At 70.9% G+C, this 14,524-nt stretch carries 9 protein-coding genes and 1 pseudogene; 3 read left to right on the top strand and 7 right to left on the bottom strand.

From position 1 onward, the window contains the following. The first annotated feature begins 30 nt into the window (after nt 1–30). Both ACGFMK_RS42240 and ACGFMK_RS42235 read left to right on the top strand, forming a co-directional pair. A complete protein-coding gene (locus ACGFMK_RS42240; protein ID WP_392775418.1) occupies nt 31–1,062 on the top strand; it encodes an alpha/beta hydrolase family esterase in 1,032 nt (343 codons plus the stop codon). Between the two features lie 443 nt (nt 1,063–1,505). Next, on the top strand, nt 1,506–1,844 hold the full coding sequence (locus ACGFMK_RS42235) for a hypothetical protein (RefSeq protein ID WP_392775415.1): 339 nt from the start codon (nt 1,506–1,508) through the stop codon (nt 1,842–1,844). Between the two features lie 157 nt (nt 1,845–2,001). On the opposite strand, the gene ACGFMK_RS42230 is transcribed toward ACGFMK_RS42235, so the two are convergent. The 7 genes from ACGFMK_RS42230 to ACGFMK_RS42200 form a co-directional block, all read right to left on the bottom strand. Next, nucleotides 2,002–2,277 (bottom strand): TetR family transcriptional regulator C-terminal domain-containing protein, encoded by a 276-nt coding sequence (locus tag ACGFMK_RS42230; protein ID WP_392775412.1) that lies wholly within the window; start codon nt 2,275–2,277, stop codon nt 2,002–2,004. Continuing rightward, on the bottom strand, nt 2,192–2,620 hold the full coding sequence (locus ACGFMK_RS42225) for a TetR/AcrR family transcriptional regulator (RefSeq protein ID WP_392775410.1): 429 nt from the start codon (nt 2,618–2,620) through the stop codon (nt 2,192–2,194). The genes ACGFMK_RS42230 and ACGFMK_RS42225 overlap by 86 nt, the downstream gene beginning before the upstream one ends. A 135-nt stretch (nt 2,621–2,755) precedes the next feature. Further along, complete coding sequence (locus ACGFMK_RS42220; RefSeq protein WP_392775407.1) at nt 2,756–2,917, bottom strand: hypothetical protein; 162 nt, start codon at nt 2,915–2,917, stop codon at nt 2,756–2,758. A 229-nt stretch (nt 2,918–3,146) separates the two neighbouring features. Next, nucleotides 3,147–4,046 carry an SDR family NAD(P)-dependent oxidoreductase gene (locus ACGFMK_RS42215; protein ID WP_392775404.1) on the bottom strand — a complete coding sequence of 300 codons (900 nt, stop codon included), beginning with the start codon at nt 4,044–4,046 and terminating at the stop codon, nt 3,147–3,149. A 617-nt stretch (nt 4,047–4,663) separates the two neighbouring features. Continuing rightward, complete coding sequence (locus tag ACGFMK_RS42210) at nt 4,664–5,269, bottom strand: TetR/AcrR family transcriptional regulator (RefSeq protein WP_392775402.1); 606 nt, start codon at nt 5,267–5,269, stop codon at nt 4,664–4,666. Between the two features lie 454 nt (nt 5,270–5,723). Beyond that, a complete protein-coding gene (locus tag ACGFMK_RS42205; RefSeq protein WP_392775399.1) occupies nt 5,724–6,935 on the bottom strand; it encodes a cytochrome P450 in 1,212 nt (403 codons plus the stop codon). Nucleotides 6,936–6,947: 12 nt separating this feature from the next. Further along, a complete protein-coding gene (locus ACGFMK_RS42200; protein WP_392775466.1) occupies nt 6,948–14,249 on the bottom strand; it encodes an SDR family NAD(P)-dependent oxidoreductase in 7,302 nt (2,433 codons plus the stop codon). Between the two features lie 48 nt (nt 14,250–14,297). Here ACGFMK_RS42200 and ACGFMK_RS42195 point away from each other — a divergent pair. Then, nucleotides 14,298–14,524, top strand: a pseudogene (locus ACGFMK_RS42195) (hypothetical protein); the annotation flags it as partial.

Below are 14,524 nucleotides of genomic sequence, written 5' to 3'. Positions count from 1 at the left end.
GATCCAGCACACGATGAGAGAAGGTTGACGATGAGCAGCAGTGTGAGGCGCCGCGTACTCAGATGGTGTGGCACCGCGGCCGCCGGAGTGGTTCTACTGAGTTCAGGCGGCGCCGGTATCTCCGATGCCGTAGCGAAACCGGCGCCGGACCGGCCGTCGGCCGACGGGTGCGGTATCGCCGTCCCCTCGGGATCGACCACGCTGACGGTGCAGTCAGGCGGGCTTGCCCGCACGGTGATCGTGCACGTGCCCGCCGGCTATCATGACTGGCGCCGGACACCTTTGGTGGTCAATCTGCACGGCAGCGGCACGACCGCACAACTCCAGCAAGGCTTCTCCGGAATGGACCCGACCGCCGACCAGAACGGCTTCCTGGTCGCCTACCCGCAGGGGCTGATCCCCCAGCAGATCGGCACGCTGTCCGGCTACGACTGGTACACGCCCGGCGATCTGCTCTACGGCGGCGCACCGGTGCCGGCCAACCCGCCTGACGACGCAGCCTTCATCACCGCGCTGCCCACGCTGCTGGCCCAGTCCTACTGCGTCGACCCGTCTCGGGTGTTCCTGACCGGTTTCTCCGACGGCGGCAGGCTGACCAGCTACCTCGCGTGCCACGCTTCCCGCGTCTTCGCCGCGGACGCCCCCGTCGCAGGGCTGCGCCTGCCTTCACCCTGCCCGGCCGGGCGACCCGTCCCGATGATCAGCTTCCACGGCACGGCCGACCCCGTCGATCCGTATCAGGGCCACAGCGAGCAGTACTGGACCTACTCGGTGCCCCAAGCCGCTCAGTACTGGGCGGAGCAGGACCGTTGCTTCCCCGTCCCCCGCACCACCGAGGGCTCGGGATACAGCCTCACCTCATACGTGCTCTGCGCCGGGCAGGGCGACGTGCAGCTCTACACCGTCGACGGTGAGGGACACGAGTGGCCGGGCGGCCCACCCCTGCCACCCGAGCTCACGTCCGTCCTCGGACCTCAGTCCGACGCCGTTGACGCCAACAGTGTCATGTGGACGTTCTTCGTCCACCACCCGATGCCCCGCATTGTCCTGACCAGACACTGAACGCTTCCCGGGTGGCCACGTCACCGCGCCGGCCCGCGACCACCACGTCGCGGTCCTGCGCGACCTGGGAGCCGACGAGGTCCTCGACCACGGCACCCCACCTCGGACCGGATCGGGCCGTTCGACGTCATCGCCGACACGGTCGGCTCCGAGCTGCGCTGCTACCGCAGCAGGCTGGCCAAAGGCGGCCGGATGGTCACCGTCGGGCTGTCGGACCCCGCCCCGGCCGCGATCGCGGCGTCGAGCATCCACGGCTCCCGGCGCATCCGCACGTTCACGCGCCGATCCCGGCTCCGCGGTACTGGACGAGCTGGCCGACCACGTCACCGCCGGCGCGTGCACCCGCCGGCCGACATCCCCGCCGCACACGAGGCCTTCAGACGCGGCGGCGTACTGGGCAAGCACGTACACACTGTCATGGGGCAGGCCCGACGGGCTTGGTGATGGCGGGCGAGCTGGCTCGGCGGGGCCGCCGAGTAACAGTGCTGGACAGTGCGCCGGCGCCGTTCCCAGGTCCGCGTGGCAACGGCATCCAGCCGCCGGACGTTGGAGGTGCTCGACCCCCTCGGGGTCACCAACCAGCTCGTGGCATTGGGGACGGCACGAAAATGGCCGGGGGCGGTGCACTTTCGCTGATCCGCCTGAGACTTGCAGCACGCCAGCCGCAACGACTTCCGCGACCGCTACCCCTCAACCAACTGCGTGGCGCGCTCGACCGGCGCACCGACCCCGCACACCGGAATTCTCAGCGAACCGCTCCACCTGGACCAGCGCTGAATTGAGGTTGCTCGTGATGCGGCGATCACCGGCGCTCTGCTGGCCGTGCCGCCCCGGGGGCAGCACCCCGAATCGTCGAGGTGGCATGGGCGGGGCCGGCGCCGGCGCTCGGTCCCGAGGACGGACGGATGGTCACCTGCACCGAGCGGCAGGGGACCGCGTTCAGGGCAGAGAGGTGAGCGCGTCTTCCAGCGCTGCCCGCGCGCCGCGCAGGGCGAGACGGAGCTGGTCCGGTGTCCGGCGGATCTGAGCCAGCAGGAGGCCGCCTTGGATTGCGGCCATGGTGAGGTGGGCCAGCTCGGTCACATCCACGTCCGGGCGCAGGCACGCGATGAGCGGCGCCTCCCAGCGCTCAAAGGCGTCCACGAACACCTGTCGGGTGGGGTCGTCCTGGCCGCTGAGCTGGGCGGCCAACGAGCCGATCGCGCAGCCGCCCACCGGCGTCCTGCCGCGTCCCGTTGGCCACGATCGCGTCGAACCAGCGGTCGATACCGGCCAGCGAGCCGACTTCCTGAAGCAGCGGTTCCTGCGCGGCCAACACCGTGTCCACGGTGGCACGAACCACCGAGCGAATGACATCGTCCCGGTCGTCGAAGTAGTGGTAGAGCCGGCTGCGGCCGACTTCCGCGGCGCGTTCGACTTCGTCCAGCGTCACCGCCGCGACGCCGCGCTGCAGGATCAGGCCCGCGGCCGCATCGAGGATGCGCTCTCGGGTCGCGCGACCCCGCGCGGTGGTCGGTGTGTGTCGCTCCCGCAGCGCATCACCCCGCAGCTCAGCCAAGGTCAACATCCCCGGCTGAAGTACGAGTGACGGCAATCATTTGTCCTGCATATCCAACTCCGGGTGTCAGGAGTGATGGCGGGGATGGGCACTCAGCGCCGGCTCTGCCCGACCTCGATGAGGTGACCGTCGGGGTCACGCAGGTAGCAGCAGATCTGCGGCGATGTCGGCAACACGGATGTTCAGGAACGCGCTGACCCGGTCCGGATCGTGCGGGGCCTCGAGCGTGATCGAGGGTTTGTCGTCCGTGGGGCCGCCGCCGGTGTTGATGATGATCCCGCTGTTGGCCAGCGCCACGATCGTCGGTCGCCCTCCGTCAGCGCCTCGCCACCGAGCACCTCGGTGTAGAAGGCCCGCGAGCGGTCGACATCGTCGGAGACGAGGAAAATGGGTGAGCATGATGCCCTCGGCCGGGACGGGAAATTCCGCCACGACGCCACTCCTACAGGTGATGTGGGCGGGGCGAGTGCCGCCCCGTCATGGACTGGGCCTTGGGTGAGCTCGTCGTCGGCGGGTGACCGCCGGCTCAGGGGTGGGCGCGCAATTCTCGTTCGGTCTGGGCGTAGATGCGTTCCTGGGCATCGACGTCCTGGGACTGCTTCGAGGACTTCTTCAACTCCGCGGAGCTGTAGTAGCCCCCGGTCGCGGTCGCGAGCCCCGGATCGGCCATCAGCCGCACGCAGCCGCGTGACCCCTTCTCCGGACGCGGGAGAAACGGATTGGTCAACACCTCGATCATTTTGAACGGCCCGCCGGCTTTGCTGCCGAGACTGGTTTTGACCGCGCCCGGGCTGACTGCGTTGAACGTCAGGCCCTCGCCTTCGTGGCGGCGAGCTTGGGCGTAGGTGTACATCAGGGCCAGCAGTTTGGCGTCGGCGTAGGCTTGGATCTGCTTGTACCTACCCGGGTAGCTCCAGTCGGTGATCGGGTTGCCCCGCGACTCGACCAGGGCGGTCATGTTGACGACCCGCGAGGGCGCGGCAACACCATCAGCGCCCTTCCCGAGCAGGTCGAGCAGCCCGTCGGTCAGGGCCGCCAGCGCGACGTGATTGATGGCGATGGTCCGCTCGTACCCGTCGGGTGACAGTGCCTTGCCGGCGAACGCGGCGCCCGCGTTGTTGACCAGTCCGTTGAGTCCCTTCGGCGCGGCCTCGTGCACAGCGTCGACCAGCCCCCGAACACCGGCCAACGATCCGAGGTCTCCGGCAACGGCCAGGTACCGGCCGTTGCCGTTGCCGTTGCCGTTGGTGACCAGCAGGTCGGCAGCGCGTCGGGCGTGGTCGGCCGCGCGGGCGTGCACCAGCACGGTCGCTCCGCTGTTCCCGATGCCCTGGGCTGTTTCGTAGCCGATACTGCCGGCGGCGCCGGTGACCAGCACGGTCTGTCCGTCCAGCCGACCGGCGAATTGAGCATCGAACTTGCTCATGTTCTCTCCTCGAAAGACGCGCAGCAGGAGTGAGTTGCGTAACCCACTCTGTCAGCCCCAAAGTGGGCTGTCAAACTCAGAACCTGATCGTGGCGTCACCGCCACGGGAGAACGCGCCCGGCCCGAGTCGTTGCGGCGTCCGCCCACTTAATCCATCCCGCACGGCGTGGCCGGCACCACCCTCGAAGACGTTCAGGGCGCAGCGAATGCCGCCGTCAATAACCGACGACAAACCGAGTTCGGCAACATCGGACGCCTTCGCGCCTAGCGCGGCTCAGCTCCGGTGGATTGCATGGAGGCGACCTGGCGAGCCGCAGATTGGCGGCGGAGGTGAGGTCCCCGAGTCGGTTGCCGGGAAGTGCACCGGTTCGGCGCCGGCGACGGCAGCTGCGATCCGGTCAAGGTAGCGCTCCAACAGTTGCGGACAGAAGGCAGCATCGTCCGCGCTCAGGCCGGACAGCTGAATCTCCGTACCCGTTGTGCCGTCGCCCGTCGACGTGAACGTGATCTCAAAATTTCGTCTGCCTTGAGCAGACGGGCCCACGCCCAGGCAACCGCCCTATCCAAAAATCCGTGAGCCGACCTCGGCGATGGCCGTGAACGAACCCGTCCTGGGCTCATCTCCCGACGGTCAGAGCAAGGAGGGTGTTGACCGCGGTTTCCAACGGACGGCTACTCCGGTGCGCCTGGGAGAGCAGAAGCCCTCCTTCGAGCGTGGCGAGCAGGGTAATGGCGAGGTCGTCCGGGTCAACGTCGGATGGGAGTTTCCCCTCGGCATGCAGGGACCGTAGTCCATCGCCGATGGCCGCTGCCCACTGATCGAACCCTGCCGCGATGAGCGCCCGGGCCTCGGGGTCATTCTCGGCCAGTTGACCAACGAGCGAGCCGAGTGCGCAGCCCCCCTTTGCCTTGGTGCGCTTCGCCGCGGCGATCACCATCTTCCGCCAAACCTCGACTCCGTTCGCGCTGCCGAGGGCCTGCCGGTTGCGACCGACGATGGCGTCGGCATGGTAGTCGATGACCGCCTGCACGAGGTCGTTCTTGTCGGGGAAGTAGTGGTACATCTGAGAGCCACTCACCTCCGCCGCCACCTTGACGTCTTCCAAGGTGGTGTCCGCGACCCCGCGCTCATGGATCAGGGCGGCGGCCTCCTCCACTATCCGCGCCCGGGTGCGTGCTCCCTTGGCGGTGAGCCTCGGCCGGCCACTCGTCTCGTTGACCATGAACCCATGCTAGCAGGTACTATGAGTTGAGCAACCCAGTTTTACCAGTGAGGTCAGACTGCGAACGACTGATCTGAAGACCGGACCGCGCTCGGACGTCATGAGCGGAGAGCCGAACAGGTCGTGCCCGAGAATGGCCACCGAGGCAGAGTTCGACAAGACCTTTGCACTGAACGTCAAGGTTCCGTTCTGTTGTCGGGAGCGATGTGGAGCGGGCAGTTGACATGGTGCTCGCTCGACGGCCGTAGGATGTCGGGTGGGATCCGGTAGTCGATGGCCGGCAGCGCGGACAACCGCTCCGCGAGCCGCTCGGTGATCTCGTGCTCGTCGTCGGTGCTGCCGACCAGCGCACGTTCTCCGACAGTTCATGCACGAAAGCACGGTAACCATCTCAGTATCGTCCGGGTCGGACATGACACCGCGGCCCGGCCGCAGCAGTTCGTCCGTCCGGACCTCACCATGCGACGGGCAGTTCGACGAGACTGCGGATCTGGGTGCCAGGCGCCCACCCGAGCCTCTCGGCGTCGCCGGCGATGCGGAGCTTCGGAAAACGGACGAGCAGCGCGGAAAGCGCTTCCTGCAGCTCCATCCGGGCCAGCGCGGCGCCGGTGCAGAAATGGGTGCCGTGTCCGAAGGACAGGTGCGGGTTGTCGCCGCGCGTGATGTCGAACTCCTCGGGTGCGGGAAACACCTCCGGGTCGCGGTTCGCGGCGGGAATACCGGGCAGCACGGCTTCGCCCGCCCGGACGGTGACCCCGCGGACGGTGACGTCCTCGGTCGCGTAGCGGGCGAACCCGGTGTAGGCGATGAGCGGCACGAAACGCAGCAACTCCTCCACGGCCCGCGGCATCAGCTCGGGCCGGTGGCGCAGCAGGTCCGCCTGCTCGGGGTGCTGCAGCAGCACGAACAGCGAAGACGCCAGCTGGGAGCCCGGCGTCTCGTAGCCGCCGATGAGCAGGGTGTAGACCAGCTCCACGACCTCGGCCTCGGTGCACGTGCCCTCCTCGTCGGCGGCACGGACCACGGCGGTGATCAGGTCGCCGCCCTCCTGCCCGCGGCGCGCGCGGACCAGCTCGGTGAGGTAGTCGTTGAGCAGCCCGAGCTGGGCCCGCACCTCCTCCTGCGGCAGCCCGCTGCGCCCGAAGAACGCCTGCATCCAGTCCTGGAAGCGGCCACGGTCGTCGAAGGGCACGCCCAGCAGCTCACAGGTGACGATGCCGGAGAACGGCGTGGTGAACGCCGCCATGAGGTCGGCGGGCGAGCCGGCGGCCACCATCTCGTCGAGCAGCTCCTCGGCGACCTGGCGTGCCCGGGGACGCAGGCGCGCGACCGCGCGGCTGCTGAACGAGCCCGCGACGAGCTTGCGGATGCGCCCGTGGTCCGGCTCGTCGAGACCCATGATGCTGGTGCCGATGGGCATCGGGGCGACGCGCGCCTCGTCGTGTCCCTCCGGTGTGATGCGGCTGAAGCGGGGGTCGGCGAGGACCTCGCGCACGTCGTCGTGGCGGGTGAGGAGCCACGCGTCCTCGCCGTGCGGCGGGGTGATCCGCGCGACGGGGCACTCGTCGCGCAGCGCGGCGTAGCGAGGGTCCAGCTCCAGGCCCTTGACCTCGCCGAAGCGGAAGGTTTCGCCGTCTCGGCCGTACGGGCAGGTTTCGGTGGTCATCGAGTCTCCTTCTCAGGACGCGCCCAGCTGGTCGATGAAGTCGAACAGCTCGTCGTCGGTGGCGTTGTCGGAAACCTCGGGCTCGTCCTCGGCGGCGGTGAGCACCCGCTGGAGGCGCTTGCGGACGGCGGCGAGGTGGTCGCCGGTCAGCTCGTCGGCGCGGAAGGCCGCTTCGAGCTGGTTGACGGCGCGGTCCAGGGCCGACACCGGGTCCGCCGCGTCCGGTACCAGCTGCCGGAGCAGGAAGCGGGCGACGGCGAGCGGGGTCGGGTGGTCGAACACGAGCGTGGCGGGCAGGGTCAGGCCGGCCTCCGCGCCGAGGCGGTTGCGCAGCTCGACGGCGGTGAGCGAGTCGAAGCCCAGCTCCAGCAGGCCCCGCTCGGTTTCGACCGGCTTGCCCGGTTCGTAGGCGAGCACGGCCGCCACGTGCCGGGACACGAGGTCGAGCAGGAGCTGGTGCCGGCGGTCCTCGGGCTGCCCGGTCAGGCGGTCCGCCCAGCCGTCCACGGCCGGGGCCGGGCCGCTCCGGTTCGCACGCCGGACGGCGGGGACGAGCGTGCGGAACGCCGGCGCGAGCGTTCCGGCCGCCGCCTGTTCACGGAGGGCGGGCATCGCGAACCGGGCCGCCACGACCTCGGTGCGCGTGCCGCCGATGGCGGCGTCCAGCGCGGCCAGGACGTCCTTTGTGGACAGCGGGGCGACACCTCGGGCGGCCAGCCGGGCCAGGTCGGCCTCGCTCAGGTCCTGCGCCATCCCTCCTTCGCCCCAGAGTCCCCAGTTGAGGGCGAGGGCGGGGAGTCCCTGGGCGTGGCGGGTTCGGGCGAGGGCATTGAGGTGGTTGTTGGCGGCGGCGTAGGTGGTTTGGGCGGGGTTGCCGAGGGTGGCGGCGAGGGAGGAGAAGAGGATGAAGTGGTCGAGGTCGTGGTGCCGGGTGAGGGTGTGGAGGTGGTGGGCGGCGGTGGTTTTGGGGGCGAGGACGTTGGTGGTGGTTTCTGGGGTTTGGTCGGTGAGGAGGGCGTCGTGGCGGACGCCGGCGGTGTGGATGATTGCTCGGATGTCGAGGTTGTGGAGGGTGGTGGCGAGGTCGTGGGGGTTGGTGAGGTCGCAGGGTTGGATGCGCACGTGGGCGCCGGCTTGGGTGAGTTCGTCGAGCAGTTCGGGGGCGCCGGGGGCGTCGAGGCCGCGTCGGTTGAGCAGCAGCAGGTCGCGGACTCCGTGCGTCCGCACGAAGTGCCGGGCGACTTCGGCGCCGAGGCCGCCGGTGCCACCGGTGATGACCAGCACGCCGCCCCGCCACTCGACCGGCGCCGGTTCCTCGTCCACCCGGACGAGCCGGGGCACTTCGACGACCCCGCCGCGCACCCGGACGTCCGGCTCGACGCCGAGTGCGGCCGCGAGGCCGGGACCGCCGTCCCATTCGAGCACGGCGAACCGGCCCGGCTGCTCGGTCACCGCCGAGCGGACGGCGCCCCGGAGGACGCCCGCGTCGTCGCCGACGAGCAGGACGAGCGTGCCCTCCGAGCGGCCGGCCCAGCGCTGGAGGACGGGCAGGAGCCGGTTCAGCTCCTCCTCGGGGTCGTCGACCGGAGTCCAGGGCAGCAAGGTCAACGGGCCGGCGGTCTGGTCCAGGTCGGCGATCTCTTCGACCCCGATCCCCTCCGCTTCGAGCGCCGGGATCGCGGCGTGCGAGCCGACGACCGCGACGGCCTCGGCGGTGCCGTCCGCCGTGGCCGGTTCCCACTCCAGGGCGTAGAGCAGGTCGCGGGTGGCGGGCCGGCCGGGTTTCGCCGGCCGGACGGTCAGGGCTTCGACGTGCAGCACCTCGGCTCCGGCGGGGTCGGCCGCGGTGAGCTCCACCGTGTCCGGGCCGGTCTTGGCGAGCCGCACACGCAGCGCCGTCGCCCCCGTCGCCGAGAGGGTCGCGCCCTGCCAGGAGAACGGCAGGAGCAGAGTGTCCGCACCGGCTCGCAGCACGTCGAGGGCGAGCGGGTGCAGCGCCGCGTCCAGCAGGGCCGGGTGCAGGGCGTACCGGTCCACATCGGACTGCTCGGGTAGCTCCACTTCGGCGTAGAGGTCGCCGCCGGACCGCCAGACCGCCCGCACGCCGCGGAACAGCTCGCCGTAGCCGTACCCGAGATCGGCCATGCCGTCGTACAGCGTGGAAACGTCCACCGGCTCGGCCTCGGGCGGCCAGGTCCGCAACTCCTCGCGCACCGCGGTCGCGGCAGGGGCGAGGGTGCCGGTGGCGTGCAGGGTCCAGGCGGCCTCGTCGGCCGCGGGGCGCGAGTGCAGGGTGAACCGGCGGCGGCCGGCGTCATCGGGCTCGCGGACGACGAATTGCACGTCGAGCGCGCCGGTTTCCGGGATGAGGAGCGGGCTGCGCAGGACCAGCTCCTCGACCCGGCCGCACCCGATCCGCAGCCCGGCGTGCAGGGCGACGTCGAGCACGGCGACGCCGGGCAGGACGATCTCGTCGCCGATGCGGTGCTCGGCGAACCACGGGACCGAGCCGCGCGCCAACCGGGTGGACAGCACGACGCCGGAGCTGTCGGCCAGCAGGGTGGCCCGGCCCGCGACGGGGTGGCCGGACGGATCGGTGAGGGTGGCATCGAGCCAGTACCGGCTGCGCTGGAAGGGATACGCCGGCACCCGGCTGGGTGCGGCCGCCGGCAGGAACCGGTCCCAGTCGATCTCCATCCCCATCGTCCACAAGCGACCAAGCCCGGCGAACAACGCCCGCCGATCATCGGTATCACGCCGCAGAACCCCGGCCACCGCCAAACCCGGAGCACACTGCTCCACCATCGGCGTCAACGCCGGATGCGGACCCACCTCCACCACATGCGTAACACCCAACCCCGCCAACGTCGCCACACCATCGGCGAAACGCACCGTCTCTCGGACGTGATCCACCCAATGCCGCGGATCGGTCAGATCCGTGGTGACCTCGCCGGTCAAGTTCGAGACGATCGGAATCTGCGGCTCGTGATACGTCAGCTCCCGCGCGACCGCGGCGAACCGCTCGAGGACGGGGTCGAGATGCGCCGAGTGGAACGCGTGCGACACCCGGAGACGCTTGCCTTCCAGGGCTTCGATCTCCGCAAGATCACCCGACACCACCACCGAACGCGGCGTGTTCACCGCCGCGATCGACAAACCCGGCGTCAGCAGCCCGCGAACCTCCTCCTCGGCACCTTCGACGACCACCATTCCGCCGGGAGTCGTGATCGAATCCATCAGCTCGGCGCGCGCCGTCACCAACCGCACCGCGTCGTCTTCATCGAGAACGCCCGCTACGTGGGCGGCCGTGATCTCACCCAGCGAATGTCCGATCAGGACATCCGGCTGGACACCCAGCAGCCGGTACAGCGCCACCTCGAGGGTGAACAACGCAGGCTGGGCCCACCTTGTCCGATGCACCGACTCCGGATCATCCACCAACCCGAACTTCGCCGACAACCGGTCCACGGTCTCCGCGAACACCGGATACGTGTCGTACAGAGCCTGGCCCATTCCGACCCACTGCGACCCCTGACCGGTGAACGCCACCGCGAGCTTCCCCACTTCCCGCACCCGCTCGGCCACCACACCCGACAAACCCCGGCGCATCTCACCACGGGACTCACCCACCACCACAGCCCGGAACTCGAACTCCGCCCGGCCCAACGCCAGCATCCGAGCCGTGCCCACCACATCCGGACCGGCCTCGGCCAGACGCTCGGCAACCGCCACCACCGCACCAGCGGAACGACCCGACAACACCCACGGCACCACACCCACGGCACCGTCCACATCAGACACCGGAGCTTCCTCCAGCACCAGATGCGCGTTGGTGCCACTGATGCCGAACGACGACACCCCGGCCCGGCGCGGTCCCTCGGGTGCCCATTCGCGGGCCTCGGTCAGCAGGCTGACCGTGCCGTCCCAGCTGATGTGCGCCGAGGGCGGATCGGCGTGCAGGGTGGGCGGCAGCACGCCGTGCCGCATCGCCATGAGCATCTTGATCACGCCACCTACCCCCGCCGCCGCCTGGGTGTGGCCGAAGTTCGACTTCAGCGCGCCCAGCCACAGCGGCGACTCCGGCGCATGTGCCGCGCCGTAGACCGCCTGCAGGGCCTGGGCTTCGATCGGGTCGCCGAGCCGGGTGCCGGTGCCGTGCGCCTCGACGACGTCCACATCGGACGCGGTGAGGTTCGCATTGGCGAGCGCGGCACGGAGGACCCGCTGCTGCGACGGGCCGTTCGGGGCGGTGAGGCCGTTGGAGGCACCGTCCTGGTTGGTCGCGGAGCCCCGGATGAGGCCGAGCACGGTGTGCCCGTTGCGATGCGCGTCGGATAGCCGCTCCAGCACCAGCATGCCCGCGCCCTCGCTCCAGCCGGTGCCGTCGGCGCTGTCGCCGAACGCCTTGCACCGGCCGTCCGAGGCGAGGCCGCGCTGGCGGGAGAACTCGACGAACGTCGTGGGCGTGGCCATCACGGTGACGCCGCCGGCCACCGCCAGATCGCACTCCCCCTGCCGCAGCGCCTGTCCCGCCAGGTGCAACGCCACCAGCGACGACGAACACGCCGTGTCCACGCTGACCGCCGGGCCCTCGAAGCCGAAGGTGTAGGCGACCCGGCCGGAGGCCACGCTGGCGGCGCTGCCGGTGGTCAGGTAGCCCTCGAACGCGGGTGGCATCGGCTGCAGGCGGGACGCGTAGTCGTTGTACATGATCCCGGTGAAGACCCCGGTCCGGCTGCCCTTCAACGTGGACGGCACGATCCCGCCGTACTCCAGCGCCTCCCACGTCGTCTCCAGCAACAGCCGCTGCTGCGGATCCATCGCCAGCGCCTCACGCGGGCTGATCCCGAAGAACTCCGGGTCGAACTCGTCGGCGTCGTGCAGGAACCCGCCCTGCCGGGAGGTCACGGTGCCCGGGTGGTCGGGGTCCGGGTCGAACAGGTTCTCGAGATCCCAGCCACGGTTGGCCGGGAACTCCGTGATCGCGTCCACCCCCTCCGACACCACCCGCCACAGGTCTTCCGGCGAGCGCACCCCACCCGGGTACCGGCAGCCGATCCCGACGATCGCGACGGGTTCGTCCACCGGAGCCGGGACGGTGACCTCGGTCCGCGCCGGGGTGAAGGTTCCGGCGAGGTGCTCGACGAGCGCCTCCGGGGTCGGGTAGTCGAAGATCAGGGTCGGGGACAGCGGTACGCCGGTCGCCGCGGTGAGCCGGTTGCGCAGCTCGATGGCGGTCAGCGAGTCGAAGCCGAGGTCCACGAAGGCCCGGCCGGGCGGTACCTTCCGGCCGGGCTCGTAGCCCAGCACGGCCCCGACCTCGGCGTGCACGACTCCGGCCAGCAAGGCGGCCCGCTCCCCCGCGTCGAGCCCGGCGAGCCGATCCACCCGCGAACCGGCGCGCGCCGGCCGAGCCGGCACCAGGCCGGACAGCAGCGGCGGCAGGGCTCCGGCGCCGGCCTGCTTGCGCAGCGCCCGGGTGTCGAGGCGCGCGGCGAGCACGGTGGCGCTCCCTCCGGCGACGACCTGGTCGAGCAGCCTTTGGACGTCCCTTGTGGACAGTGGCGCGATGCCGCGGGCGGCGAGGCGGTCCCGGTGGGCGTCACTCAGCTCACGGCCCATCCCGCCTTCGGCCCAGAGTCCCCACGCGATGGAGGTCGCGGGCAATCCCCGCGCTTGGCGGAGGACGGCCAGCTCGTCGAGGAAGCTGTTGGCCGCGGCGTAGTTCGCCTGGCCCGCGCCGCCGAGCACGCCGGCGACCGACGAGAACGTGACGAACAGGTCCAGGTCGCCGGCCAGCTCGTGCAGGTGCTGTGCGCCGTCGGCCTTGGGCCCGAACACCCGCGCGACACGTTCGGCCGTCTGCTCCGCCAGGACAGCGTCGTCGAGGACTCCGGCCGTGTGCACGACACCCCGCACGTCCAGACCGTCGAGCGCTTGCGCGACACCGTCCCTCGTGGACACGTCCGCGCCGCGAACGACGACGGAAGCCCCCAGTTCGGTCAGGTCCGCGACCAGTTCGGTGGCACCGGGTGTGTCCATCCCGCGGCGGCCGACGAGCACGAGGTCCCGCACTCCCCAGGAGGTCACGGCGTGGCGGGCGACGACACCGCCGAGCCCACCGAGCCCACCGGTGATCAGCAGCGCGCCCCCGGTCCAGGCGGGCGGTTCCGCCGGCTCGGCGCGTTCCAGGCGAGGCACCTCGACGACGCCGTTCCGGACGCGGCCCTCGGGCTCGTCGCCCAGCGCGGCGAGGGCGTCCGCCACCGGCACGGAACCGTCGGAGTCGAGGAGCACGAACCGGCCGGGGTGCTCCAGCGTCGCCGAACGGACGAGACCGGGCACGCCGGTCGGACGGCCGGCGGAGAGCAGCAGGGCGAGCTTCGGGCCCTCGTCGGGGTGGCTCTGGAGCGCCGTGAGTGCCTCGGCGACCGAGTCCACCGGCACGACGACGTGGTCGGGCGCCGCACCGCCGGCTTCCCCGGGCCGCCACCCGATCGTGAACAGCGCGTCGAGAGGACGGCCGAGCTGCGCGGCCTCGACGTTCCGCAGGGCCAGGGTGTCCACGGTCGCGACCGGCAGGCCGTTCTCGTCGGCGATGGTGACCGCGTAGCCGCCGTCGGCCGGCTCGAACCGGGCCCGCAGCGCGCTTCCGGCGGTGCCGGACACGGACACACCGCTCCAGGCGAACGGCAGGCGGAGCCGTCCGGCCGGATCGCCGGCCGTGTCGAGGAGGAGGGTGTGCAAGGCCGAGTCGAGCAGGGGCGGCGCGAGCAGGTAGCCGCTCTCCTCCTCGAGCAGCTCGACCTCCGCGAAGAGCTTGCCGCCCTGCCGCCACGCGGCCCGCAGGCCACGGAAGCGCTCGCCGTAGCCGTAGCCCTGGTCGCCCAGCCGGTCGTAGAGGCCGTCGATGTCCACTTCGGCCGCGCCGGCGGGCGGCCAGGTGACGAGCGGGTCGCCCGGAGCGGTGTCGGCGGCGAGGAATCCGGTGGCGTGGCGGGTCCAGGGGCCGTCGCCGGGCGCGGAGTGGATCGAGACGGGGCGGCGGCCGGTGTCGTCGGGTTCGTCGACGATGACCTGGACGTGGACTTCCTGGCCTTCGCGCAGCGGTAAGGGCGCCTCGAACGTCAGCTCGTCCACGCGCGGCAACGCCACCGCACGACCGGCGGTGAGGGCGAGGTCGAGGAGGGCGGTGCCGGGCAGGAGGGTGGTGCCGAGCATGGTGTGGTCGGCGAGCCAGGAGTGCGTCGTCGTGGAGAGGGCGCCGGTGAGGATGTGCTGGCCGGTGGTGGCGTGGGTGAGGGTCGCGCGCAGGAGCGGGTGGCCGTGCCGGGTGTTTCCGGGGGTGGGGTGGAGCCAGTAGTGACGGTGCTGGAAGGGGTACGTCGGGGCTGTTTGGGAGGCGGTTCGTGGGATGAGGTGGTGGGGTTTGCCGGCGCCGCGGGTCCAGAGAGCGGCGGCGGTGGTGAGAACCTGCTCGGTGGTGTGGGTGTCGCGGCGGAGCAGGGTGTGGGTGGTGAGGCCGGTGTGGTCGAGGAGGGGGGTGAGGGTGGGGTGGGGTCCGATTTCGACGACGTCGGTGATGCCCA

Origin of the sequence: Amycolatopsis sp. NPDC049252, from assembly GCF_043197175.1 — a bacterium.
Lineage (GTDB): Bacteria > Actinomycetota > Actinomycetes > Mycobacteriales > Pseudonocardiaceae > Amycolatopsis.
This window is presented reverse-complemented; position numbering and strand designations above follow the sequence as displayed.

Excerpts from the sequence above, each read along its gene's own strand:
- ACGFMK_RS42210 (WP_392775402.1), bottom strand. The coding sequence starts at position 5,269 with ATGGTCAACGAGACGAGTGGCCGGCCGAGGCTCACCGCCAAGGGAGCA.
- ACGFMK_RS42235 (WP_392775415.1), top strand. The coding sequence starts at position 1,506 with ATGGCGGGCGAGCTGGCTCGGCGGGGCCGCCGAGTAACAGTGCTGGAC.
- ACGFMK_RS42205 (WP_392775399.1), bottom strand. The coding sequence starts at position 6,935 with ATGACCACCGAAACCTGCCCGTACGGCCGAGACGGCGAAACCTTCCGC.
- ACGFMK_RS42240 (WP_392775418.1), top strand. The coding sequence starts at position 31 with ATGAGCAGCAGTGTGAGGCGCCGCGTACTCAGATGGTGTGGCACCGCG.
- ACGFMK_RS42215 (WP_392775404.1), bottom strand. The coding sequence starts at position 4,046 with ATGAGCAAGTTCGATGCTCAATTCGCCGGTCGGCTGGACGGACAGACC.